18 protein-coding genes are annotated in these 21,944 nt (G+C 70.5%); 11 read left to right on the forward strand and 7 right to left on the reverse strand.

Annotated features, from left to right (window positions below):
* Positions 1 to 46: 46 nt before the first annotated feature.
* Both GI374_RS00935 and GI374_RS00940 read left to right on the forward strand, forming a co-directional pair.
* Positions 47 to 1,417: a flagellar hook-length control protein FliK gene (locus tag GI374_RS00935; protein WP_229582429.1), complete on the forward strand. Its 1,371-nt coding sequence runs from the start codon at positions 47 to 49 to the stop codon at positions 1,415 to 1,417.
* Positions 1,418 to 1,505: 88 nt separating this feature from the next.
* Complete coding sequence (locus tag GI374_RS00940) at positions 1,506 to 2,195, forward strand: flagellar hook capping FlgD N-terminal domain-containing protein (protein ID WP_154335139.1); 690 nt, start codon at positions 1,506 to 1,508, stop codon at positions 2,193 to 2,195.
* A 23-nt stretch (positions 2,196 to 2,218) separates the two neighbouring features.
* Here GI374_RS00940 and ubiB read toward each other — a convergent pair whose 3' ends face one another.
* Together ubiB and ubiE are read right to left on the reverse strand one after the other, a co-directional pair.
* Entirely contained in the window at positions 2,219 to 3,754 is a 1,536-nt protein-coding gene (gene ubiB / locus GI374_RS00945) for a 2-polyprenylphenol 6-hydroxylase (RefSeq protein WP_154335140.1), read from the reverse strand.
* Between the two features lie 4 nt (positions 3,755 to 3,758).
* Complete coding sequence (ubiE, locus tag GI374_RS00950) at positions 3,759 to 4,511, reverse strand: bifunctional demethylmenaquinone methyltransferase/2-methoxy-6-polyprenyl-1,4-benzoquinol methylase UbiE (RefSeq protein WP_154335141.1); 753 nt, start codon at positions 4,509 to 4,511, stop codon at positions 3,759 to 3,761.
* An 82-nt stretch (positions 4,512 to 4,593) separates the two neighbouring features.
* Between ubiE and mutM the strand changes: the two genes are divergently transcribed.
* From mutM to GI374_RS00985, 7 genes are all read left to right on the forward strand, one after another.
* A complete protein-coding gene (gene mutM / locus GI374_RS00955) occupies positions 4,594 to 5,430 on the forward strand; it encodes a bifunctional DNA-formamidopyrimidine glycosylase/DNA-(apurinic or apyrimidinic site) lyase (protein WP_154335142.1) in 837 nt (278 codons plus the stop codon).
* Positions 5,431 to 5,491: 61 nt separating this feature from the next.
* Positions 5,492 to 6,268 carry an enoyl-CoA hydratase gene (locus GI374_RS00960; protein WP_154335143.1) on the forward strand — a complete coding sequence of 259 codons (777 nt, stop codon included), beginning with the start codon at positions 5,492 to 5,494 and terminating at the stop codon, positions 6,266 to 6,268.
* Positions 6,269 to 6,347: 79 nt separating this feature from the next.
* On the forward strand, positions 6,348 to 6,617 hold the full coding sequence (gene rpsT / locus GI374_RS00965) for a 30S ribosomal protein S20 (protein ID WP_154335144.1): 270 nt from the start codon (positions 6,348 to 6,350) through the stop codon (positions 6,615 to 6,617).
* A gap of 502 nt (positions 6,618 to 7,119) precedes the next feature.
* The gene (gene dnaA / locus GI374_RS00970; protein WP_154335568.1) at positions 7,120 to 8,466 is read left to right on the forward strand and encodes a chromosomal replication initiator protein DnaA; all 1,347 of its coding nucleotides are present in this window, start codon (positions 7,120 to 7,122) and stop codon (positions 8,464 to 8,466) included.
* 87 nt (positions 8,467 to 8,553) lie between these two features.
* Positions 8,554 to 9,678 carry a DNA polymerase III subunit beta gene (gene dnaN, locus GI374_RS00975; protein ID WP_154335145.1) on the forward strand — a complete coding sequence of 375 codons (1,125 nt, stop codon included), beginning with the start codon at positions 8,554 to 8,556 and terminating at the stop codon, positions 9,676 to 9,678.
* Positions 9,675 to 10,751, forward strand: coding sequence for a DNA replication/repair protein RecF (gene recF / locus GI374_RS00980; RefSeq protein ID WP_370515075.1), 1,077 nt, complete (start codon positions 9,675 to 9,677; stop codon positions 10,749 to 10,751). Before dnaN ends, recF begins: the two co-directional genes overlap by 4 nt.
* A 2-nt stretch (positions 10,752 to 10,753) precedes the next feature.
* A complete protein-coding gene (locus tag GI374_RS00985) occupies positions 10,754 to 11,185 on the forward strand; it encodes a VOC family protein (RefSeq protein ID WP_154335570.1) in 432 nt (143 codons plus the stop codon).
* On the opposite strand, the gene GI374_RS00990 is transcribed toward GI374_RS00985, so the two are convergent.
* A complete protein-coding gene (locus GI374_RS00990; RefSeq protein WP_154335146.1) occupies positions 11,182 to 12,732 on the reverse strand; it encodes a phospholipase D family protein in 1,551 nt (516 codons plus the stop codon). The two genes, GI374_RS00985 and GI374_RS00990, sit on opposite strands and share 4 nt — an antisense overlap.
* 160 nt (positions 12,733 to 12,892) lie before the next feature.
* Between GI374_RS00990 and gyrB the strand changes: the two genes are divergently transcribed.
* Together gyrB and GI374_RS01000 are read left to right on the forward strand one after the other, a co-directional pair.
* Positions 12,893 to 15,328 (forward strand): DNA topoisomerase (ATP-hydrolyzing) subunit B, encoded by a 2,436-nt coding sequence (gyrB, locus tag GI374_RS00995; RefSeq protein ID WP_154335147.1) that lies wholly within the window; start codon positions 12,893 to 12,895, stop codon positions 15,326 to 15,328.
* A 180-nt stretch (positions 15,329 to 15,508) separates the two neighbouring features.
* A complete protein-coding gene (locus GI374_RS01000; RefSeq protein WP_154335148.1) occupies positions 15,509 to 16,186 on the forward strand; it encodes an outer membrane protein in 678 nt (225 codons plus the stop codon).
* Positions 16,187 to 16,235: 49 nt separating this feature from the next.
* On the opposite strand, the gene pdeM is transcribed toward GI374_RS01000, so the two are convergent.
* From pdeM to GI374_RS01020, 4 genes are read right to left on the reverse strand one after another with little or no spacing between them, the layout of a single operon-like run.
* Complete coding sequence (gene pdeM, locus GI374_RS01005) at positions 16,236 to 16,892, reverse strand: ligase-associated DNA damage response endonuclease PdeM (RefSeq protein WP_154335149.1); 657 nt, start codon at positions 16,890 to 16,892, stop codon at positions 16,236 to 16,238.
* Positions 16,893 to 16,911: 19 nt separating this feature from the next.
* On the reverse strand, positions 16,912 to 19,320 hold the full coding sequence (locus tag GI374_RS01010) for a ligase-associated DNA damage response DEXH box helicase (protein ID WP_370515077.1): 2,409 nt from the start codon (positions 19,318 to 19,320) through the stop codon (positions 16,912 to 16,914).
* Entirely contained in the window at positions 19,317 to 20,912 is a 1,596-nt protein-coding gene (locus tag GI374_RS01015) for a cisplatin damage response ATP-dependent DNA ligase (protein ID WP_154335150.1), read from the reverse strand. The genes GI374_RS01010 and GI374_RS01015 overlap by 4 nt, the downstream gene beginning before the upstream one ends.
* The gene (locus GI374_RS01020) at positions 20,909 to 21,904 is read right to left on the reverse strand and encodes a ligase-associated DNA damage response exonuclease (protein ID WP_154335151.1); all 996 of its coding nucleotides are present in this window, start codon (positions 21,902 to 21,904) and stop codon (positions 20,909 to 20,911) included. Before GI374_RS01020 ends, GI374_RS01015 begins: the two co-directional genes overlap by 4 nt.
* Between the last annotated feature and the right edge of the window lie 40 nt (positions 21,905 to 21,944).

The raw sequence follows: 21,944 nt of genomic DNA on the forward strand, positions 1-21,944 counted from the left end.
TGCTGGCAGCCTGCCCGACGCCACCGGGCCTTCGGACGGTGTCGAGATGGAGGTGGAGGACCCCGCAGGCGGTGCGGAGGACTGGCCGGAGGTGGACGCGCGTCCTCTCCCCATCATGCCCGGCGCGCATTCGCCGGATTCGGGGCCCGACAAGGGGAAGCCCGCGATCATGGTGGCGGCGAAGGTGATGGCACCCGCGCCTGGCGTGGAGGCCGGGCCTCCGGGTGGGATAGAGCGGGGTTTGCCAGTCGTGGCCGAAGCAGGGTCGGGCAAGCCGCTCGAAGGGAATCCGATTGCTGCAGCTGGCGGCCAGGTCGGAGCGGCCGCCGAAATGTCGTCCTTTCCACCTCGCAGTGGCGACTTCGACAACAGGGCCGCGGGTCCGACACTTCCGAAGGAGTCGGTCGAAATCGACCGGCCGTCCTACCGCCCCGCCACGGTCCCGCGGCCCGACATCATTCCGGCCCCGGAGCAGGGAACGTCCGGCGCCCGGACAGGCGAGGGTGCGGGCGTCACCAGCCTTGCTGCGCCGCTTCAGCGAGCGGATATGCCCGGCAGCCCGCGGAACGCGGCGTCGCAGCAAGTGGCGCGTCAGGCGGATGCGACTGCCAGCGTGAAAGTGGAAACCGGGGTCGAGGCGGAAAAGGCGACGGGTCACGGCGCGGTTGCGCCCGCTCGGAACGTCGGGACGGCCGCCGCGATAGTTGATTTGTGCCGGCCTCCCGGCGCCGACGGAACATATCAGCGGACCTCCGAGGCCGTCACCGCGCGAACCGGGGAAGCCGGGGTTCTCGAACTCGCAGAGCCGCCGGCGGAAGCTGCCACTCGCAGCATCGGGGGCGAGGGCGCTGCGGCGACCCCGCTGCGACCCGAGTTGCCGTCGGCGATCCCGGCTCCCGCCGGGGAGACGATGGCGATAATGGCGATGCGCGATCAGGCAGAGCGCCCCGAAGAAGGTCAGCGCCATCAGGAGGCAGGCGCGCCGGAGGGTGACGGGCCGCAGGCTTCGCCCGTGCGAACGCCCGTCCCCGCCGCGCCCGATGCGATGCGCGTGCGGCTCCGTGTGGATGGCGAGACCGCGCGGCTCACGGTGGCGCCGGATGAGCTCGGGCCGGTCGAGATCAGCGTGGCGGCGGATGAGGCCGGCCTCGCCATCCATGTGCGCGCCGATCGGGCGGAGAGCGGCGATCTGCTGCGCCGCCACGCCGAGCTGTTGCAGCGCGAGCTTGCCGAGGGCGGGGTGGCGGCCTCCCGGCTGACCTTCTCGCAATCCGGGCAGGACGGCACGCCGGGCGGGCGCTCCGGCCATGCCGGCGAGCCGATGCGCCACCCCCGCGCGCGCGGCACGGACGCGCCGCAACCCGCGCCAGCCCCCGCCGCCTCTGGCGTGACCGGGCGTCTGGACCTGCGCCTGTGAACGCCGCGTCCAAGGCCTGCGCCTGCTGCGCGAGGACGAACGGCGCCGCCGCGACGCAACAGAATCCACGTCTCACCGAGGAGTCGGCATGATCCCCCCCATCGCAACCAGCGGAGCGCCGGCCACAGGCACCTCGGCGGCATCATCCCCAAGCGGCGGCTTCGCCGGCGGCGATTTCGAGACCTTCCTGAAGATGCTGACGACGCAGATCAGGAACCAGGATCCGCTGAACCCGATGGAGGGCGCAGATTTCGCCGTCCAGCTCGCCACCTTCTCGGGGGTCGAGCAGCAGGTGCGGACCAACCAGCTGCTCGAGGCGCTCGCAGGGGCGGATCAGGGGCGGGGGCTGGCGCAATATGCCGGCTGGATCGGGCGCGAGGTGCGCTTGACGGCGCCGGTCTGGTTCGAGAATGCGCCCGTCACGCTGGAGATCGCGGCCGATCCGGCGGCCGATCAGGTGGTGCTGGTGACGCGGAACGCGCGCGGGCAGGTCGCCTCGCGCGAGGCGATCGGTCCCGGCAGCGGGCCGGTCGAATGGCTGGGCCGGGACGCGGGCGGCGCGGTCCTGCCGCCGGGAAGCTACAGCTTCAGGATCGAGAACTGGAAGGGCGGCACGCTTCTCTCCGAGAGGCCGGCCCCGAGCTACAGCCGCGTGACCGGGGTCGAGACCGGGTCCGCCGGGCCGGAGCTGCTGCTGCGGGGCGGTGGCCGGGTCGCGGCCGCGGAGGTCACCGCGCTGCGCGATCCCGCGACGGCCGCCAGCCAGTCCGGATCGTGACATGCTTTCGGCCGGCCCGCGCCTCAGCCGAACGCCGCCAGGAGCAGCCCGAGCAGCCCCGCTCCGCCGGCCGCGCCCAGCGTCAGCCACAGGCCGCGGCGCGGGCGCGGCGCGATCACGGCCGTCACCTGCGGCTCCGTCGCGCGCCACAGCGCCTGCTCGATGATTTCCGGCAGCAGCGGGCCGTAGTGGCCCAGGGTCCTCAGCGCGCGGCCGAGATCGGTCGCCACCGCGCGCGGGCCGATCGAGGCGCGGATATAGTCCTCGACCACCGGCCGCGCGGTCTCCCACATGTTCATCTGCGGGTCGAGCGAGCGCGCCACCCCCTCGACCACCACCATTGTGCGCTGCAGCAGGATCAACTCGGTCCGGGTCTGCATGCCGAAGCGTTCCGTCACCTCGAAGAGGTAGCTCAGCAGGTTCGCCATCGAGATCTGACTGGCATCGGCGCCGAAGATCGGCTCGCCCACAGCCCGCAGCGCGCGGGCGAACTCGGCCTTGTCGCGGTCGCGGGGGACGTAGCCGGCCTCGAAATGGACCTCCGCCACCCGGCGGTAGTCGCGGCGGATGAAGCCCATCAGGATCTCGGCATAGACGCGACGGCTATAGTCGTCGATCTCGCCCATGATGCCGAAGTCGTAGGCAAGGATATCGCCGTTCGCCGCGACCTTCAGGTTGCCCTGGTGCATGTCGCCATGGAAGAAGCCGTCGCGCAGCGCGTGCCGCAGGAAGAGCTGCATCAGCCGGATCGCCAACACCGCAGGGTCGTGGCCGGCGGCCCGGATCGCGTCGAGATCGCCCAGCGGCACGCCCTCGGCCCAGTCCGACGTCAGCACCCGGCGCGCCGACAGCGGCCAGTGCGGCCGCGGCACCGCGAAGCCGGGATCGTCCTTCGTGTTCTCGGCGAATTCGGACGCCGAGGCAGCCTCGAGCCTGAGGTCCAGCTCGCCCAGCACCACCGATTCGAAATGCGCCACCACGTCACGGGGCCGCAGGCGACGGGTGGAGGGCGAGAGGCGTTCGACCAGGGAGGCGCCGAGATAGAAGGCGTCGATGTCGCGGCGGAAGGCGGCAAGGATGTTCGGGCGCAGCACCTTCACCGCCACCTCCGCCCCGGTATCGGCGCGTCGAGCGCGGTGCACCTGCGCGATCGAGGCCGCGGCGACGGGGGGCGAGAATTCCGAGAAGAGCACCGGCGCCGGGCGGCCGAGCTCCGCCTCGATGGTGGCGACGGCCGCGGCGGTGGGGAAGGGCGGCATCCGGTCCTGCAGCACGCGCAGATGCATGGCGACCTCGGTGCCGACCACGTCGGGACGGGTCGAGAGGATCTGGCCGAACTTGACGTATGCGGGCCCGAGCGCCGTCAAGGCCCGCGTGACCGGCGGCAGCGCCGGGTCCCCCTTGTAGCCGAGCCAGCGGAACGGCCAGCCCAGCACCCGCGCTGCCACCCGGACCCGCGGCGGGGCGCCCATCGCGTCGAGCGCCACACTCATCGCCCCGGTGCGCTCGAAGGTGGCGCCGGTGCGGATCAGGCGCAGGATGTTGTGGGGGCCGCGCATGGATTCAGAGCTTCCAGCCCGAATGCAGCGCGGCAATGCCCATCGAGAGGTTGCGGTATTGCACCCGGCCGAAGCCCGCTTCCCGGATCATGCCCGCGAAACGCTCCTGATCGGGGAAGCGGCGGATCGATTCGACGAGATACTGGTAGCTGTCGCGGTCCTCGGCCACGAGCCCGCCGAGCGGCGGGATGACGTTGAAGGAGTACTGGTCATAGGCCCATTGCAGCGCGGGGACGGGAAGCTGGCTGAACTCCAGCACCATCAAGCGGCCGCCGGGCTTCAGCACGCGGAAGAAATCGGCCAGCGCGTCCTGGATGCGGGTCACGTTGCGGATGCCGAAGCTGATCGTCACGCGGTCGAAGCTGGCATCCGCGAAGGGCAGCGCCATGGCATCGCCCGCGACCCAGGCGAGGCGCTCGGCCAGCCGCGCGGCCTCGGCCCGGTGGCGGCCCTCGACGAGCATCGCCTCGGTCATGTCGCAGACGGTGACGCTGGCCCCGGGCGCGCGCTCGAGGAAGCGGAAGGCGATGTCGCCGGTGCCGCCCGCCACGTCCAGCAGGTGCTGGCCGTTCCGCGGCGCGAGCCAGTCCATCATCGCGGCTTTCCACAGGCGGTGGACGCCCGCGCTCATCAGGTCGTTCATCAGGTCGTAGCGCGAGGCCACGCGGCTGAAGACCCCATGGACCAGCCCCGCCTTCTCGTCCTCGGCGACGTCGCGGAAGCCGAAATGGGTGGTGCGGCCTTGGCGGTCGTCCATGCTCTTGCCCCTGGCGTGGTGGTTCCGGCATCAGTGGCGAGGCGCCGGGATCGGCGCGGACACTGCAACGGATGGGCCGGAAATGCCAGAACTGCCGGAGGTCGAGACCGTAAGGCGGGGCCTCGCGCCGCATCTGGTGGGCCACCGCCTCGCGCGGGTCGAGGTCCGCCGCCCCGACCTGCGCTGGCCGCTGCCGGTGGACCTGGTGCAGGTGCTGACCGGTGCGACGGTGACGGGGCTGGAGCGGCGGTCGAAATACCTTCTGGCGCCGCTCGATCGCGGGCCGGTGCTGCTGATGCATCTGGGCATGTCGGGCCGGTTTCTGGTCGAGGACGCGAGCCTCGGCCAGTTCCACCGCGATCCAGGCATCCTGCCGCGGCACGACCATCTGGTGCTGACGACCGAGGCGGGCACGCGGGTCACCTTCAACGACGCCCGGCGCTTCGGCATGGTGGACCTGATCCGCGAGGGCGCCACGCATCCGCTGCTGGCCGGTCTCGGGCCGGAGCCGCTGGGTGCCGATCTGGACCTGGCCGAGGCCTTCCGCGGCCGTCGCGCGCCGGTGAAGCAGGTGCTGCTGGACCAGCGGCGGGTGGCGGGCCTCGGCAACATCTACGTCTCCGAGGCGCTGCACCGGGCCGGGATCGACCCGCGCCGGGCGGCGGGGCGGATCGGGGCGGCGCGGATCGCGGCGCTCGAAGGCCATGTCCGCGACGTGCTGGAGGAGGCGATCGCGGCGGGCGGCTCGTCCCTGCGCGACCACCGCCAGGCCTCGGGCGAGCTCGGCTATTTCCAGCACCGCTTCCGCGTCTACGACCGCGAGGGCCAGCGCTGCCCGACACCCGGCTGCACCGGCACCATCCGGCGCATCGTGCAGGGCGGCCGCTCCACCTTTTTCTGCCCGCGCTGCCAGAGGTAGCCGGCTGGCCTTGCCCCCGGCCCTCTGATAATGCCGGCGCGTTCCAGCAGGGGTGCTCCGCATGGCCTACCAGACCATCATCGTCGAGATCGAGGATCACGTCGCGCTCGTCCGGCTGAACCGGCCCGAGGCCCTGAACGCGCTCAACAGCCAACTGCTGGGCGAGCTCGCGACGGCGCTCGCGGCGCTCGACGCCGACCCGGAGGTGCGCTGCATCGTGCTGACCGGCAGCGAGAAGGCCTTCGCCGCCGGAGCCGACATCAAGGAGATGTCGGAGAAGAGCTTCACCGACATGTTCCTCGAGGACTTCTTCGCGGCCGAGCAGGACGCGATCATGCGCATCCGCAAGCCGATCATCGCCGCGGTCGCGGGCTATGCGCTCGGCGGCGGCTGCGAGCTGGCGATGATGTGCGATTTCATCATCTGCGCCGAGAACGCCAGGTTCGGCCAGCCCGAGATCAACCTCGGCGTCGTGGCCGGGATCGGCGGCACCCAGCGGCTGACGCGCCTCGTGGGCAAGTCGAAGTCGATGGACATGCACCTGACCGGCCGCTTCATGGACGCGGCCGAGGCCGAGCGCGCGGGCCTCGTGAGCCGGGTGGTGCCCGCGGCCGACCTGCTGGCCGAGGCGAAGGGCGCGGCGAAGAAGATCGCGGCGAAATCGGCGGTGGCGGTGCGGGCGGTCAAGGAAGCGGTCAACCGCGCCGAGGAGACCAGCCTCAGCGAAGGCATCCTCTTCGAGCGGCGGCTGTTTCACGCGCTGTTCTCGACCGAGGACCAGAAGGAGGGCATGGCCGCCTTCCTCGCCAAGCGCGAGGCGCAGTTCCGCGACCGCTGAGTGGTTGACTCGGCCCCCGCGCCTCACTAGAAGCGCGTCTTCAATTCAGATTCGCCTCAGACATCGGAACCCCGCCAACATGGCCAACACGCCCCAGTCCCAGAAGCGCGCCCGCCAGACCGAGCGCCGCACCGCCGTCAACAAGGCCCGCCGCTCGCGCATCCGCACCTTCATCAAGAAGGTCGAACTGGCGATCGCCGGGGGCAACGCCGAGGTCGCGGCCGAGGCGCTGAAGACGGCGCAGCCGGAGCTGATGCGCGGCGTCACCAAGGGTGTGGTCCACAAGAACACCGCCGCGCGCAAGATGTCGCGCCTCGCGGCCCGCGTGAAGGCCCTCGCGGCCGCCTGACCCCGGCGCCTCTGGCGTCCGCACAACCTGTCTGGGGCGTGGCTTCGCAGCCGCGCCCTTTTTCGTTGATCGGCCGCACCAATTAACGGTTTTTTAACGAAAAATCACCCTGAGGCCGCGCGGCAACGGGCCGCGGGGATTCGATCAGGCGAACGTTCTGTCAAGCGCGAAGATCGGTTGCGGGCAGAGGTCCCATGGCCCAAGGTTCAAGAACGCGATTCACATCGCAGGGGGACAAGACGCTTCGGCGGACCGGTGCTGCCAACCGGTTCGGGGCGCGGGTAAGGGGGCGTGGCCAACGCGCCCCGGCGACAATGCCGCGGCTGCCACCGCGGCCACCCGCGCCACGCACCGAAGCAACTCAGCGGCCCGCAGGCCCACCAACCGGCGATTCGCCGGCGGGGGTCGGCGTGGCCGTGATCTGTCGGTCCTGCCGTGGAGCGCGTGTCCTGCCGGTCGTTTCCCGGCAGGGACTGGGGACAGGAACGGGATGACGGACGACATGCTGCAGGAACTCTGGGGGCAGGCACGGGCCGAGCTTCAGAAGACGGTCGGGGCGGACAGCTACGCAACCTGGATCGAGCCGCTTCGGCTCACCCGGCTGGACGAGGGCGAGGCGGGCTTCGCGTCGCCGACGCGGTTCATGTCGAACTGGGTCTCGCGCCATTACGGCGACCGCATCCTCAGCGAGCTGGCCCGCGCCGGCGGCGCCGTCGAGCGCATCTCCTTCGAAGTCGCGGCGCCCGCGCCCGCCAACGACACCCGGCCCGCGCCGGTCCCTGCCGCCGCCACCGGAGCGCGCGAGGACGATATGACCGCGCCGCTCGATTCCCGCTTCACCTTCGGCAACTTCATCGTCGGCAAGCCGAACGAGCTTGCCCATGCCGCCGCCCGCCGGGTGGCCGAGGGCGGGCCGGTCACGTTCAATCCGCTGTTCCTCTATGGCGGCGTCGGCCTCGGCAAGACCCACCTGATGCACGCGATCGCCAGCGAATACCGCAGCCGCCACCCCGAGGCGCGGGTCCTCTACCTCTCGGCCGAGCAGTTCATGTACCGCTTCGTGCAGGCGCTGCGCGAGCGCAACGTCATGAGCTTCAAGGAAATCTTCCGCACCGTCAGCCTGCTGATGGTCGATGACGTGCAGTTCATCGCCGGCAAGGAGAGCACGCAGGAGGAGTTCTTCCACACCTTCAACGCGCTCGTGGACCAAGGCAAGCAGATCGTCATCTCGGCCGACCGCGCCCCGGGCGAGATCAAGGAGATGGAGGAGCGGATCAAGTCGCGCCTCAGCTGCGGGCTGATCGTGGACCTGCACCCGACCGACTACGAGCTGCGCCTCGGCATCCTGCAGGCCAAGGTCGAGGCCTTCCGCGGCACCTATCCCGGCCTGCAGATCTGCCCCGAGGTGCTGGAGTTCCTCGCCCGCCGCATCACCTCGAACGTCCGCGTCCTCGAAGGCGCGCTGCAACGGCTGTTTGCCCATGCGAGCCTGCTCGGCTGCGAGATCACGCTCGACCTGACGCAGAGCTGCCTCGGCGACATCCTGCGCTCCTCCGACCGGCGGCTGTCGATCGAGGAGATCCAGCGCAAGGTGGCCGAGCATTACAACATCCGCCTGTCGGACCTCGTTGGCCCGAAGCGCGTGCGGACCGTGGCGCGGCCGCGGCAGGTAGCGATGTATCTGGCCAAGCAGATGACCAGCCGCTCGCTGCCCGAGATCGGCCGCCGCTTCGGCGGGCGCGACCACACCACGATCATGCACGGCGTGCGCAAGATCGAGGAGCTGAAGCTCGAGGACCGGCAACTCGCCGAGGACGTCGAGCTGCTGCGGCGCCTGCTGGAAGCCTGACAGCCCAACCGATTGACAATCTTGTGAGAGGCCGCCGGCGCGGCTAGAAGCAAGGTCCGGGAAAACGGACCGGACGGGGGGCAGGCGATGAAGTTCTCGATCGAGCGGGCGGTGCTGGTGAAGGCCGTGGCCCAGGCGCAGTCGGTGGTCGAGCGGCGCAACACCATCCCGATCCTCGGCAACGTGCTGATCGAGGCCGGCCCCGACGACGTCGTGTTCCGCGCCACCGACCTTGACACCGAGATCGTGGACCGCGCCCCGGCCCAGGTGGAACGCCCCGGCGCCACCACCGTCAGCGCCGTGATGCTGAACGAGATCGCCCGCAAGCTGCCCGACGGCGCGCTTGTGCAACTGACGCTCGAAGGCGCGACCGAGCGGCTGACGGTGCAGGCCGGACGCTCGACCTTCAGCCTCGCCACGCTGCCCCGCGAGGATTTCCCGGTGATGGCGTCCTCGGAATACGCCACCAACTTCTCGGCCCCGGCGGGCGTGCTGAAGCGGCTCTTCGACAAGTCGCAATTCGCCGTCTCGAACGAGGAGACGCGCTATTACCTGAACGGCGTCTACATGCATGTGGCCCGGGGCGAGGACGGCCAGCACCTGCGCTGCGTGGCGACCGACGGCCACCGCCTCGCGCGAATCGACGGCCCGCTGCCGGAGGGCGCGGAGGACATGCCGGGCGTGATCGTGCCGCGCAAGACTGTGGCGGAACTGCTGAAGCTGCTGGGCCAGGTGGCCGAGGACGAGCCGATCGCGGTGTCGGTCAGCGAGACCAAGTGCCGCTTCGCCACGCCGCAGGTGACGCTGACCTCGAAGGTCATCGACGGCACCTTCCCCGACTACGCCCGCGTGATCCCCCAGGCCAACGCCCGCCGGCTGGAGGTCGATGCCGCCGACTTCGCCCGCGCGGTGGACCGCGTGGCGACCGTGAGCAGCGAACGCTCGCGCGCGGTGAAGCTGGCGCTGGACGAGGACCGGCTGATCCTCTCGGTCCACGCGCCCGACACCGGCGCGGCCGAGGAGGAGCTGGCCGTGGCCTATGGCGACGGGCCGCTCGAGATCGGCTTCAACGCCAAGTATCTCAAGGAGATCGCCGACCAGGTCGACCACGAGAACGCGGTCTTCCTGTTCAACGGCTCCGGCGATGCCGCGCTGATCCGCGAGGGCGGCGACACGAGCGCGGTCTATGTCGTGATGCCGATGCGCGTGTGAGCCTCGACCGGCTGCAGCTGGCGCAGTTCCGCAGCTGGACGCGGCTGGACCTTGGCTTCGACGGGCGGCCGGTGGCGATTCACGGGCCGAACGGGTCGGGCAAGACCAATATTCTGGAAGCCATTTCGATGCTGTCGCCGGGCCGGGGCTTGCGCGGCGCGGCGCCGGGCGAGCAGGGCCGGCAGCAGGCAGGCGTGGGCTGGCGGGTGCGCGCGGTGCTTGGCGGGCATGAGGTCGAAACCGGCGCGCAGGACGGGCCGCGGGAGGTCCTGGTCGACGGCAAGCCCGCGCCGCAGGTCGCGCTCGGGCGGCTGGCGCGGGTGATCTGGCTGGTGCCGGCGATGGACCGCCTCTGGACTGACGCGCCCGAGGTGCGGCGGCGGTTCCTCGACCGGCTGACGCTGAGCTTCCTGCCCGAGCATGCCGAGGCGGCGCTGACCTGGGACAAGGCGATGCGCGAACGCAACCGGCTGCTGCGCGACGAGGTGTCAGACCCGCGGTGGTACGGCGCGCTCGAGGCGCAGATGGCGGAGGCTGGGGCGGCGGTGACGCGCAACCGGCTGGCAGCGCTCGACCGGCTGGCGGCGGCGCAGGCGGACGGACAAACGCCGTTCCCGGCCGCCCGCCTCGCGCTGCTGCCGGGCGAGGGGTTTGCCGACGACCCCGACCCCGTCGCCCTCGCCACGCGGCTGGCCCACGGACGCAACCGCGACCTCGCCGCCGGCCGCACCCTCACCGGCCCGCACCGCGCCGACCTCGGCGCCGTGTGGGGGCCGCAAGACATGCCGGCCGCCCTCGCCTCGACCGGCGAACAGAAGGCGCTGCTGCTGTCGCTGATCCTTGCCAACGCCCGCGCGCTTGCGGGCGAAACGGTGCTGCTGCTGCTCGACGAGGTCGCGGCGCATCTCGACGCCGGGCGGCGGGCGATGCTCTATGACGAGATCGCGGCGCTGCGGGCGCAGAGCCTGCTGACCGGCACCGGCCGCGAGCTGTTCGAGGCATTGGAGGGGCGGGCGATGTTCCTGCAGGTATCCCATGACGGCCGGACCAGCCGCGCGGAGGTGGAGGCATGAGCCTGCCAATGCAGCGGGTGACGCTGATTACCCTCGGCGTGGCCGACATGGAGCGCGCGCGCGGCTTCTATGAAGGCTGGGGCTGGCGGCGGCATCCCGCGTCGATGGACGGGCTGTCGCTTTACCAGCTGCACGGGCAGGCGCTCGCCCTGTTCTCGCGCGGGGAGCTGGCGGCGGATCAGGGCCGCCCCGGCGCAGAGCTCGGGACCGGGGCCATGACGCTGGCGCAGAACTGCGGCAGCGAGGCCGAGGCGGACGCGGTGTTCGACAGCGCGATCAAGGCTGGCGGCACGGTGCTGAAGCGCCTCGAGCGCGCATTCTGGGGCGGGTATTCCGGCTATCTCGCCGACCCGGACGGCCATGTCTGGGAGATCGCCTTCAATCCCGGCTGGCCGCTCGACGCAGACGGCAACCTGACGCTGCCGGCACCCTAGAGCAGCCACTCGATCGGCAGCCAGCCCAGCACCGTCATCGCCAGGCGCGAGCCGAGGCTGGTCCCCGGCTCGACCCGGTGAACGGTCACGCTGCCGTCGGCTGCGGTCTCTTGCCAGACCGTGCGCCCGTCCCGCAGCACCGGGCGCAGGCTGTGGCGCACCATCGCGCCGCCGAACTGCGCGCTCGACGCCTGCGCGAGCGCCGGACTGTCGATCAGAAAGCCCATCTCGCAATTCAGCGCGACCGAGCGCGGGTCGAAGTTGAACGAGCCCGCGAAAAGCTGCTGCCCGTCCACCGCGAAGGACTTGGCATGGAGCGAGGTCCCGGAGAGGCCGAGCCGCCCCATCTCCTCGCGCCCGCTCGGCGCGCCGCCGCCGGGCAGCACCTCGAAGATCTCCACCCCGGCCCGCAGCAGGTCGTCGCGGCGCTTGACGTAGCCCGCATGGACCAGCGGCACGTCGGTCGCGAGGAACGAGTTCGTCAGGATGCGGACCTGCCGGCCCGAAGCCTCGATCCCCTCCAGGATGCGACTGCCGCGGGGGCCGGGAACGAAATAGGAGGACACGATGTCGAGCCGGTCCTCGGCCGCCATCAGGATCTCGCTGAGCCGCTTGAAGAGGAAGGTGTTGTCCGCCGCGTCGCCCAGCACCTTGCCGGGCGGATCGGCCAGCACCTCGACCCGCGCCCATTCGAGCGGCGGGCCACCGCGGGCGAGCAGCACCGGCGGCGAGGAGGGCAGTCCCGCCACCGCCCGCGCCCGTTCCGAGCCCCGGGCGAGCATCACCTCCGCTTCCAGCCGTTCGGCATCCGGGGCGGGGAAGCCGCGCAGCTCGGCAATGTCGATGGCAGCGCGCGCGTTCCAGTAGGCGTCGAAAACCGCCGCCGTGTCCGGCACCACCTGCCCGACGCCCAGCACGTCGAGGTCGAAATACTCGATCCCGTCGCCAAGGCTGAAATACTCGTCGCCGATATTGCGCCCGCCGACGATGGCCGCGGCGCCGTCCACGATCAGCGCCTTGTTGTGCATCCGGCGGTTGATCCGCACCGGGTTGAGCAGGTAGCCCGCCCATTTCACCCGCCGGATGGTCGAGGGGTTGAAGATGCGGACCTCGAAGCCCGGCAGCGCGTCGAGGGCGCCGAGCAGCGGGTCCATGCGCTGCTCGATGCCGTTGTCGTCCAGCAGCAGCCGCACCCGGACGCCACGCAGCGCCGCCTCGCGCAGGGCGTCGAGCAGCAGGAGGCCGGAGGCGTCCTCGTGCCAGATGTAATAGAGCGCGTCGATCGAATGTTCGGCGAGCGCGATCAGGTCGAGGCGGCTCTTCAACGCGTCCTCGCCCTCGGCCAGCGCGATGATCCCGCTCATGCCCGGATGCGCCTCGGCCGCCCGGCGCGCGGCCGGCCCGAAGGTGCTGTCGGGCGCGAAGGGGATCGAGGACACGGGCGCCCGGCCCGCGGTCGAAGGCAGCGGATAGGCAATGCGCGCGCCGACCCATGCCGCGCCCAGCAGAGCCGCCGTGATGCCCAGCCAGACGGCGCCGCGCCGCATCCGCCAGCCTCCTCGTTTCCAGCGCAGACTGTCGGTTGCGTGCAGGCTCGGCAAGGGGCTGCGTCCGAAGCCGCGAGACCCGCAAAATCCTGTGTCTGCGCCGTGACTTCCCCCGGCGGAGGGCCTATATGACAGGGGTCAGGATCAGGACCAATCACGCATGAGCGCAGCGACCCCTCAGCCGGCTGATTACGGCGCCGATTCCATCAAGGTTCTCAAGGGGCTGGAGGCCGTCCGCAAGCGGCCCGGCATGTATATCGGCGACACCGACGACGGCTCGGGCCTGCACCACATGGTGACGGAGGTCGTGGACAACGGCATCGACGAGGCGCTCGCCGGTCATGCCGATTTCGTGCGCGTCAAGATCCACGCCGATTCCAGCGTCAGCGTCCGCGACAACGGCCGCGGCATCCCGGTGGATATCCATGCCGGCGAGGGCGTCAGCGCGGCCGAGGTCATCATGACCCAGCTGCATGCGGGCGGGAAGTTTGACAGCAACAGCTACAAGGTGTCGGGCGGTCTGCACGGGGTCGGCGTGTCGGTGGTGAACGCGCTCAGCGACTGGCTGGAGCTTCGCATCTGGCGCCGCGGCAAGGAGCATTTCGCCCGCTTCGAGAATGGCGAGACGGTCGAGCATCTGCGCGTCGTCGGCGATGCGCCGGGCGAGAGCGGGACCGAGGTGCGCTTCCTCGCCTCGGCCAAGACCAACCGCGCGGACGGCACCTTCTCGAATCTCGACTACAGCTTCCGCACCCTCGAGGCGCGGCTGCGCGAGCTGGCCTTCCTCAACTCCGGCGTCCGCATCATCCTCGAGGACGAGCGTCCGGCCGAGCCGCTGCGGGTCGAGCTGTTCTACGAGGGCGGCGTCCGCGAGTTCGTGCGCTACATCGACCGCTCCAAGACTCCGCTGATCCCCGAGCCGATCTTCATCACCGGCGAGCGCGGCGGCATCGGCGTCGAGGTCGCGATGTGGTGGAACGACAGCTACCACGAGACGGTGCTGCCCTTCACCAACAACATCCCGCAGCGCGACGGCGGCACGCATCTCGCGGGGTTTCGCGGTGCGCTGACGCGGGTCATCAACAGCTACGCCCAGTCGAGCGGCATCGCCAAGAAAGAAAAGGTGGACTTCACCGGCGACGACGCCCGCGAGGGGCTGACCTGCGTGCTGTCGGTGAAGGTGCCGGACCCGAAGTTCTCCAGCCAGACGAAGGAGAAGCTCGTCAGCTCCGAGGTGCGACCCGCGGTCGAGGGCCTCGTAGGCGAGAAGCTGGCCGAGTGGTTCGAGGAGCATCCGGCGGAGGCCCGGACCATCGTCGGCAAGATCGTCGAGGCCGCGCTCGCCCGCGAGGCGGCGCGCAAGGCGCGGGAACTCACGCGGCGCAAGACGGCGATGGACGTGGCCTCGCTGCCGGGGAAGCTGGCCGACTGCCAGGAGAAGGACCCGGCGCTGGCCGAGCTTTTCATTGTCGAGGGTGACTCGGCCGGTGGGTCCGCGAAGCAGGGGCGGAGCCGCCAGAACCAGGCGGTGCTGCCGCTGCGGGGCAAGATCCTCAACGTCGAGCGGGCGCGGTTCGACCGGATGCTGTCATCCGATCAGGTCGGCACCCTCATCACCGCGCTCGGGACCGGCATCGGGCGGGGCGAGTTCAACCTCGACAAGCTGCGCTACCACAAGATCGTCATCATGACCGATGCCGACGTGGACGGCGCGCATATCCGCACGCTGCTGCTGACCTTCTTCTTCCGCCAGATGCCGGAACTGATCGAGGCCGGGCACCTCTACATCGCCCAGCCGCCGCTCTACAAAGTCACGCGCGGGCGATCGGAGGTCTATCTCAAGGACGAACCCGCGCTCGAGGATTACCTGGTCGAGCAGGGGATCGACGGCGCGGCGCTGCGGACCGGCGAGGGCGAGACGCTGACCGGCGCCGACCTGCGCCGCGTGGTCGAGGAGGCGCGGCTGACGCGGCGCATCCTGCGGACCTATCCGACCCATTATCCGCCCCACATCACCGAGCAGGCGGCCATCGCCGGCGCGCTGCTGCCGGGGCGGGTCGAGGCCAACGCCGCCGGCGTGGCCGACGAGGTCGCCGCCCGGCTGGACCTCATCGCCGAGGAATACGGCCGCGGCTGGCAGGGCCGTCCGACCCAGGACGGCGGCATCCGCCTCTCGCGGCTGCTGCGCGGGGTGGAGGAGATGCGGACGCTGGACGGGCAGATGCTGCGCTCGGCCGAGAGCCGGCGGCTCGGGCAGATGACCGACGCGCTGCAGGAGGTCTATGTCGCGCCCGCCGCGCTGATTCGCAAGGACCGCGAATCGGTGATCCACGGGCCGCTGGACCTGCTGCAGGCGATCTTGCTGGAGGGCGAGAAGGGCCTCAGCCTGCAACGCTACAAGGGTCTCGGCGAGATGAATCCCGAGCAGTTGTGGGAAACGACGCTCGACCCTGACGCGCGGACCATGCTGCAGGTGAAGATCGAGGACTTGGCCGAGGCCGACGACATCTTCACCAAGCTGATGGGCGACGTGGTCGAGCCGAGGCGCGAGTTTATCCAGCAGAACGCCCTGAGTGTGGAAAATCTCGACACTTAAACCATAAGTTGATCGTCGCTGTGGCATTTTTGCACCGATCGGACGCCCTCAGCCGTTCGCGCGCCGGTTTGACGGACCTCCCATGCCCGATTCTGGTTTAGCTTGCATCCTCAAGCGAGAGCCGCTGGGGATGCCGTCGGGGCGTCTCAGCGGTTTCTTTGGAAGGAGTAAGGTGACTTCATGAAATACAGCTTTGCATCCGTCGCGGCGGCCAGCCTTTTCGCCGCGGGCGCCGCTTCGGCGGGGGGCTATGTCGCGCCGGTCGTGGAACCGGCCCCCATCGCGCCGGTCATCACGCCCACCGCGACGGTCGGGAACTGGCAGGGCGGCTATGCCGGCGCCTCGCTGGGCTATGCCTTCGGCGGTGATGACGAGTTCACTATCGCGACGGGCACCGACAATACCGAGATCAGCGGCGTGAACGGCGGCCTCCACGTCGGTTATCGCTGGCAGCGCGACCGCTGGGTGTTCGGCCCCGAGCTTTCGATCACCGGCGGGAGCATCGACGACAGCGTCACGGTCGGCGGTGTTGACGTCGAGTCCTCTGTCAACCACGTGGCCGCGCTCAAGCTGAAGACGGGCTACGAGGTGCAGCCGAACACGCTGCTCTACGGTACCGCCGGTATTGCCCGCGGGGACTTCACCTTCACGGCGGACGGTACGGATTTCGACTACGACGCTAATGGCTACGTCTTCGGCATCGGTATGGAACGCAAGGTGACCGAGCGCATGTCCATGTTCGGCGAGATTGAGCGCAACCACTTCAAGTCCGAGAACATCGATCTCGGTCCCTTGGGCGACACCAACACCTCGCCCTCCTTCACGAACGTTAAGCTCGGCGTGAACTTCAACTTCTGAGGTCCGCTCCGATCCCGCGAAGGCCGCCCCTGTGGCGGCCTTCTGCCTTTCACCCCGCCATCCGCGCGAGCGGCACCGGCACCGCCCGGTGCAGACAGGCTACCGCCAGCCCGCCGCCGGCGAGCCGCGCAAGCGCGGGGGCGTTCGCGTCCAGCCCACCCGTGTAGGCCCCGAAGGCCGGCAGGATCAGGTGCTGCGCGCCGATCAGGAAGGCCCGGCGCCGCCCGCCGCCGAGGCGCACGACGGGATGGAAATGCCCCGATATATCCGGCCCCGCGCCCGCCTCGTGCCGCGCGGTCACGCCGCCCATCGCGGCCTCCGCCGCGATCCGGCCCGGCAGGCTGGCCGCCGCCCGCAGCGGATCGTGGTTGCCCGCGAGCCACAGCCAGTCGCGCCCCCGCGCCAGATCCTCCAGCATCGCGCGGACAGTCGCGTCCAGCCCGCCGCTCGCTGCGTCGTCGTCGAACCCGTCGCCGAGGCTCACTACCACCGCCGGATCGAGCGCCGTGATCTCCGCCCCGAGCCGCTCCAGCGTCGCCAGCCCCTCATAGGGCGGCAGCAGCGCGCCGCCGCGCCGGGCCATGCGCTCGGACTTGCCAAGGTGCAGATCGGCCACCAGCAGCCACCGCGCCTCCGGCCACCAGAGCGCGCCCGAGGCCCGCGCCTCGAGCCGCAGCCCGTGCCAGTCGAAGCGGTATCCGTCCATGCCCAAGCCCTCGAGCCGGTCACGCCAGCCCCGCCTCCGCCATCAGCGCCGCGGCCTCGTCTTCGGCCAGCCGCAGGCGGCCCTGGCCCTCGATCCGCACCCGCCCCATTTCAAGCATCAGCGGCGCGCCGAGCGGGGTTACGCGGTCGAGGATGCGGTGGTCAAGGACGGGCGAGCGGTCCAGCATCTCCTCGATCCGGCCGAAATCGACGAGGCCCCGCGCCGCCTCCTGCGCGGTGATCCTGAGCAGCAGGTGCCCGGCGTCATACTTCCGCAGCGTGTCATAGAGGATGTCGGAACTGAACGTCGCCTGCCGCCCCGTGCGCCGCGCGCCGATGTTGTTGCGCTGGATCAGCCCGGCGACGATGGCGACGTTGCGGAAGGTGCGCTTCATCACCGTGTTGCCGGCGAGCCAGGCGTCGAGACCGTGCCGCAGCCGTTCCCGGTTGAGCAGCGGGCCCACATCGAGGACCGGGTCCACCGACCAGACCAGCAGCGCGTAGTCGGTGGCGAGGAAGCCCAGCGGTCCCAGCCCCGCCGCCTCCATCTCCTTCGTCAGCAGCAGCCCAAGCGTTTGCAAGGCGTTCCGCCCGGCGAAGCCGTAAACCGCCAGATGCCAGCGCCCCTGATACGGGAAGGTCTCGGCTAGCAGCACCCCGGGCCCCGGCACGCGCGAGACCTCGGCCTGCAGCGCCAGCCAGTCGCGGGTGTTTTCCGGCAGCGCCGCCCAGCGGTCCGGGTCGCCCAGCAGCGCCAGCACCCGGTGGCTGAGTTCCGTGGACATGGCGAGCTTCAGCCCGCCATAGACCGCGATCTTCGGCTCGCGGTGCGGGTTGGGCGAGACCTCCAGCGTCAACTCGCGCATCCCCTCGTAGCGAACCGTCCGGCCGCCGAAGAGGAAGGTGTCGCCGGGAACCAGGGTGGCGGCGAAGGCTTCCTCGACCTCGCCCAGCGGCTTGCCGCCGCGGCCGCGCAGGCGGACCTTCACCATCTCGGCCTCGACGATGGTGCCGATGTTCATCCGCAGGTCTCGCACGGCGCGCGGGTCGCGGAGGGTCCAGAGCCCGTCGCGCAGCATCAGCCGCTTCCAGCGGTCATAGGCGCGCAGCGCGTAGCCGCCGGTGGCGCAGAACTCGAGGCAATCGTCGAAATCGGCGCGGCAGAGCCCGGCATAGGGACCGGCCCGCCGCACCTCGGCATAGAGCGCATCGGCGTCGAACGGCCCGGCGCAGGCAGTCAGCAGGATGTGCTGGCAGAGCACGTCCAGCGGACCCGGCCCGCGATCCTCGCCGTCGAGGTCACGCTCGCGCACCGCCTCGAGCGCGGCGACGCATTCGATCACCTCGAACCGGTTCGCGGGCACGATCCTCGCCTTCGAGGGCGCGTTGTAGCGGTGGTTCGAGCGCCCGATCCGCTGCACGAGGCGCTTCACGTTTTTCGGCGCGCCGACCTGGATCACCTGATCGACGCTGCCCCAGTCGATGCCGAGATCGAGGCTGCCCGTCGCCACGACCGCGCGCAGCTCCCCCGCCGCCATCGCCGCCTCGACCCGCTGCCGCTGCTCGCGGGCGAGCGAACCGTGATGGATGCCGATGGGCAGGTTCTCGTCATTCACAGCCCAGAGCCGCTGGAAATACAGTTCCGCCTGCGCGCGCGTGTTGATGAAGATGATCGTGGTCTGCGCCCCGCGGACGGCGTCGAGCACGTCGGGGACCGAGTAATGCCCGTTGCCGCCGGACCACGGCGCCGGTGCGGTCGTCCCCAGCATGCCAATGTCGGGATCGGGGCCGGGATCGGCCAGCAGCACCTCGGCCCCGCCCATGAAGCGGGCGAGCGCCGCGGGATCCTCAACCGTTGCGCTGAGGCCGGTCGCGGTCAGCCCCGGCGAAAGACTCCGGAGCCGGGCGAGGCCCAGCATCAGTTGATCGCCCCGCTTGCTCTCGGCCAGCGCGTGCAGTTCGTCCAGGATCACCCGGCGCAGGCCGCCGAAAATCCGCGGTGCCTCGGGGTAGGAGAGCATCAGCGCGAGGCTCTCGGGCGTGGTCAGCAGGATATGCGGCGGGTCGGTGCGCTGCCGCTGCCGCTGCGCCTGCCCCGTGTCGCCGGTGCGGTCCTCGACCCGGATCGGCAGGCCAAGCTCGGCGATGGGCCGGGCGAGGTTGCGGCCGATGTCTGCCGTCAGCGCCTTCAGCGGCGAGACATAGAGCGTGTGCAGCCCGGATCGTTCGGACGAACGATCTGAACGCAAATCTTCGTACGAAGATTTGAGGGCCACGAGCGTCGGCAGGAAACCGGCCAGCGTCTTGCCCCCGCCCGTCGGCGCGATCAGCAGCGTGTCGCCTTCCGCCTCCAGCAGCGCCAGTTGATGCGGGTGCGGGGACCAGCCCTTCGACGCGAACCAGGCGGCGAAATCGGGCGGCAGGCTCACGCGCGACGCCCGGATTTGCGCGGCGTGGTCTGCGCCGGGCCGCCGCCGATCATCGCCTCGAGCGTCGGCAGCACATCGGCCTCGGCCACCGGCTTGTCCCAGCGGATGCGGCTGATCCGGGGGAAGCGCATGGCCACGCCCGAGCGGTGGCGGGCCGAGCGGTTCACGCCCTCGAAGGCGACCTCCAGCACCAGCTTCGGGGCGACCGCGCGCACGGGGCCGAACCGCTCGGTGGTGTTGTTGCGCACAAAGCGGTCCAATTCGCGCAGCTCCTCGTCGGTGAAGCCGAAATAGGCCTTGCCGACCGGCACCAGCTCCCCCCCGGCCCAGAGCCCGAAGGTGAAGTCGCTGTAGAACCCCGAGCGCTTGCCGTGACCCCGCTGGGCATACATCAGCACCGCGTCCACCGTCATCGGATCGCGCTTCCACTTGAACCACGGCCCGCGTGGGCGACCGCCGACATAGGGGGAATCGCAGCGCTTGATCATCACCCCTTCGATAACCGGCTCGGGCGGGTCGGCGCGCAGGGCGGCGAGGTCGTCCCATGTCGTGAAACCCAGCACCTGCGAAATGTCGATCCGGTCGGAGCCGAAATCCGCCGCTTCCAGCACCTTGCGGCGGCGGGCCAGCGGCAGGTCGCGCAGGTCGCGGCCCTCCCAGATCAGCAGGTCATAGACCCGGAGGCCCGCCGGGTGGCTGGCGAGTTGCGCCTTGCCGACGGTCTTGCGGTTCAGCCGTTGTTGCAGGTCGTTGAAGGTCGCGACCTCCCCGGCACGGCGGACCAGCAGCTCGCCATCGGCCGTGCCCTCGAAGTTCATCGCCTCGATCACGTCCGGGAAGCTGCCCGAGATATCCTCGCCCGTGCGCGAATAGAGCCGCCGCACGCCGCCCTCGCTGACCGCCTGCACGCGGATGCCGTCCCATTTCCACTCGGCCAGATGCTTGGCCGGGTCGAGGGCGCGGAGCTGGTCGAGGTCGGTTGGGGTGGAGAGCATGACCGGGCGGAAGGGCGCAAGCGCGGCGCGTTCCGGGCGCGGGCCGCCTGCAATCCACTCGAACAGGTTAATGTAGGGCGGCGAGAGGCCGTGCCACAACTCCTCGATCTCGGGCAGCGTCGGACCGCCCATCTCGGCCAGCGCGGTCCGCGCGAGGCGGGCCGAGAGGCCGACGCGCATGTTGCCGGTGGCGAGCTTCAGGAAAGCCAGCCGCTCGGAGGCGTCGAGGCCGTCGAGGGTCTGCGCGATCACGGCGGGGAGCGCCGCCTTGCCGGTGGTCTGGAGCAGTTTCACCGCCTCGGCCAGCCCGAGATGCCGCGGCTCGCCCTCGGGCCAGATCAGCGCAATGGTTTCGGCGAGGTCGCCCACGAAATCGTAGCTTAGCGCGAACAGCACCGGGTCCACCCGCTCGGCCACCAGTCCGCGCAGCAGCGACGGCGTGACGGTCCTGAGCTTCAACTCGCCGGTCAGCGCCGCCAAGGCATAGCCCCGGTCGGGGTCCGGCGTGCGCTCGAGGTAGTGGCGCAGGATCGTCAGCTTGGCATTGCGGGCCGGCGTGAAGGCGAGGCGTTCGAGGAGGCGGGCGAAATCCCTCATTCCGGCTCGTCCTCGTAGCCGACGAGGCGCAGCGGGCGCGAGGCGATCCCGTTCAGCTCGCACCACCGCAGCACGCCGTCCTCGGCCCCATGCGTGACCCAGACCTCCCTCGCGGCCAGTTCCTTGAGCGTCTGCGTCAGTTGCGGCCAGTCCACATGGTCGCTGATGACCAGCGGCAGCTCCACGCGCCGCTGCCGGGCGCGGGCGCGGACCGCCATCCACCCGGAGGCGAAGCAGATGACCGGGTCGCGGAACCGCTGCACCCAGGGCGAGGCGAAGGCCGAGGGCGGCGCGATCACGACCTGCCCCTCGATCTCCTTTGGCACCGTGGCCGGGCGAAGTTCGCCAAGCTCGATGCCTTCGGCCACGTGATAATCGGTCAGCCGCTCCATCGCGCCATGAAGATGGATCGGCGCGTCATATCCCGCCTGCCGCAGCAGCGCGATCATCCGCTGGGCCTTGCCCAACGGGTAGGCGCCGACCAGATGCGCGCGGTCGGGAAACTCGGCCATCGAGGCGAGGAGGCGCCGGGTTTCCTCCAGCGGGTCGGGGTGGCGAAAGACCGGGAGGCCGAAGGTCGCCTCGGTCACGAAAACGTCGCAGGGGACCGGCTCCCACGGCGCGCAGACCGGGTTCGGCGTGCGGCAGTAGTCGCCGGAGACGGTGATGCGCGGGCCCTCGTCCGGCACGATCTCCACCTGCGCCGAGCCGAGGATATGGCCCGCGGGATGGAACCGCACCGTGACGCCGCCGATGCGCGTCTCGCCCTCCGCCGCCTGCCTCGTTCCGGCGAAATCCTCGCCATAGCGGATCGCCATGATGTCGAGCGTCTGCCGCGTCGCCATCACCGCGCCATGCCCCGCGCGCGCATGGTCGCTATGCCCGTGGGTAATCAGCGCGCGTTCCACCGGCCGCACCGGGTCGATGTAGAAATCCCCCGGCGCGCAATAGAGGCCGGAGTCGGTCGGGAAAAGGATCTCGTCGGCGCGCATGGGACCATAACGGCGCACTGGCGCCCGGGTTGCCGGGCCG

The organism is Paracoccus sp. S-4012 (genome assembly GCF_009674885.1).
In the GTDB taxonomy this organism is placed as follows: domain Bacteria; phylum Pseudomonadota; class Alphaproteobacteria; order Rhodobacterales; family Rhodobacteraceae; genus Paracoccus.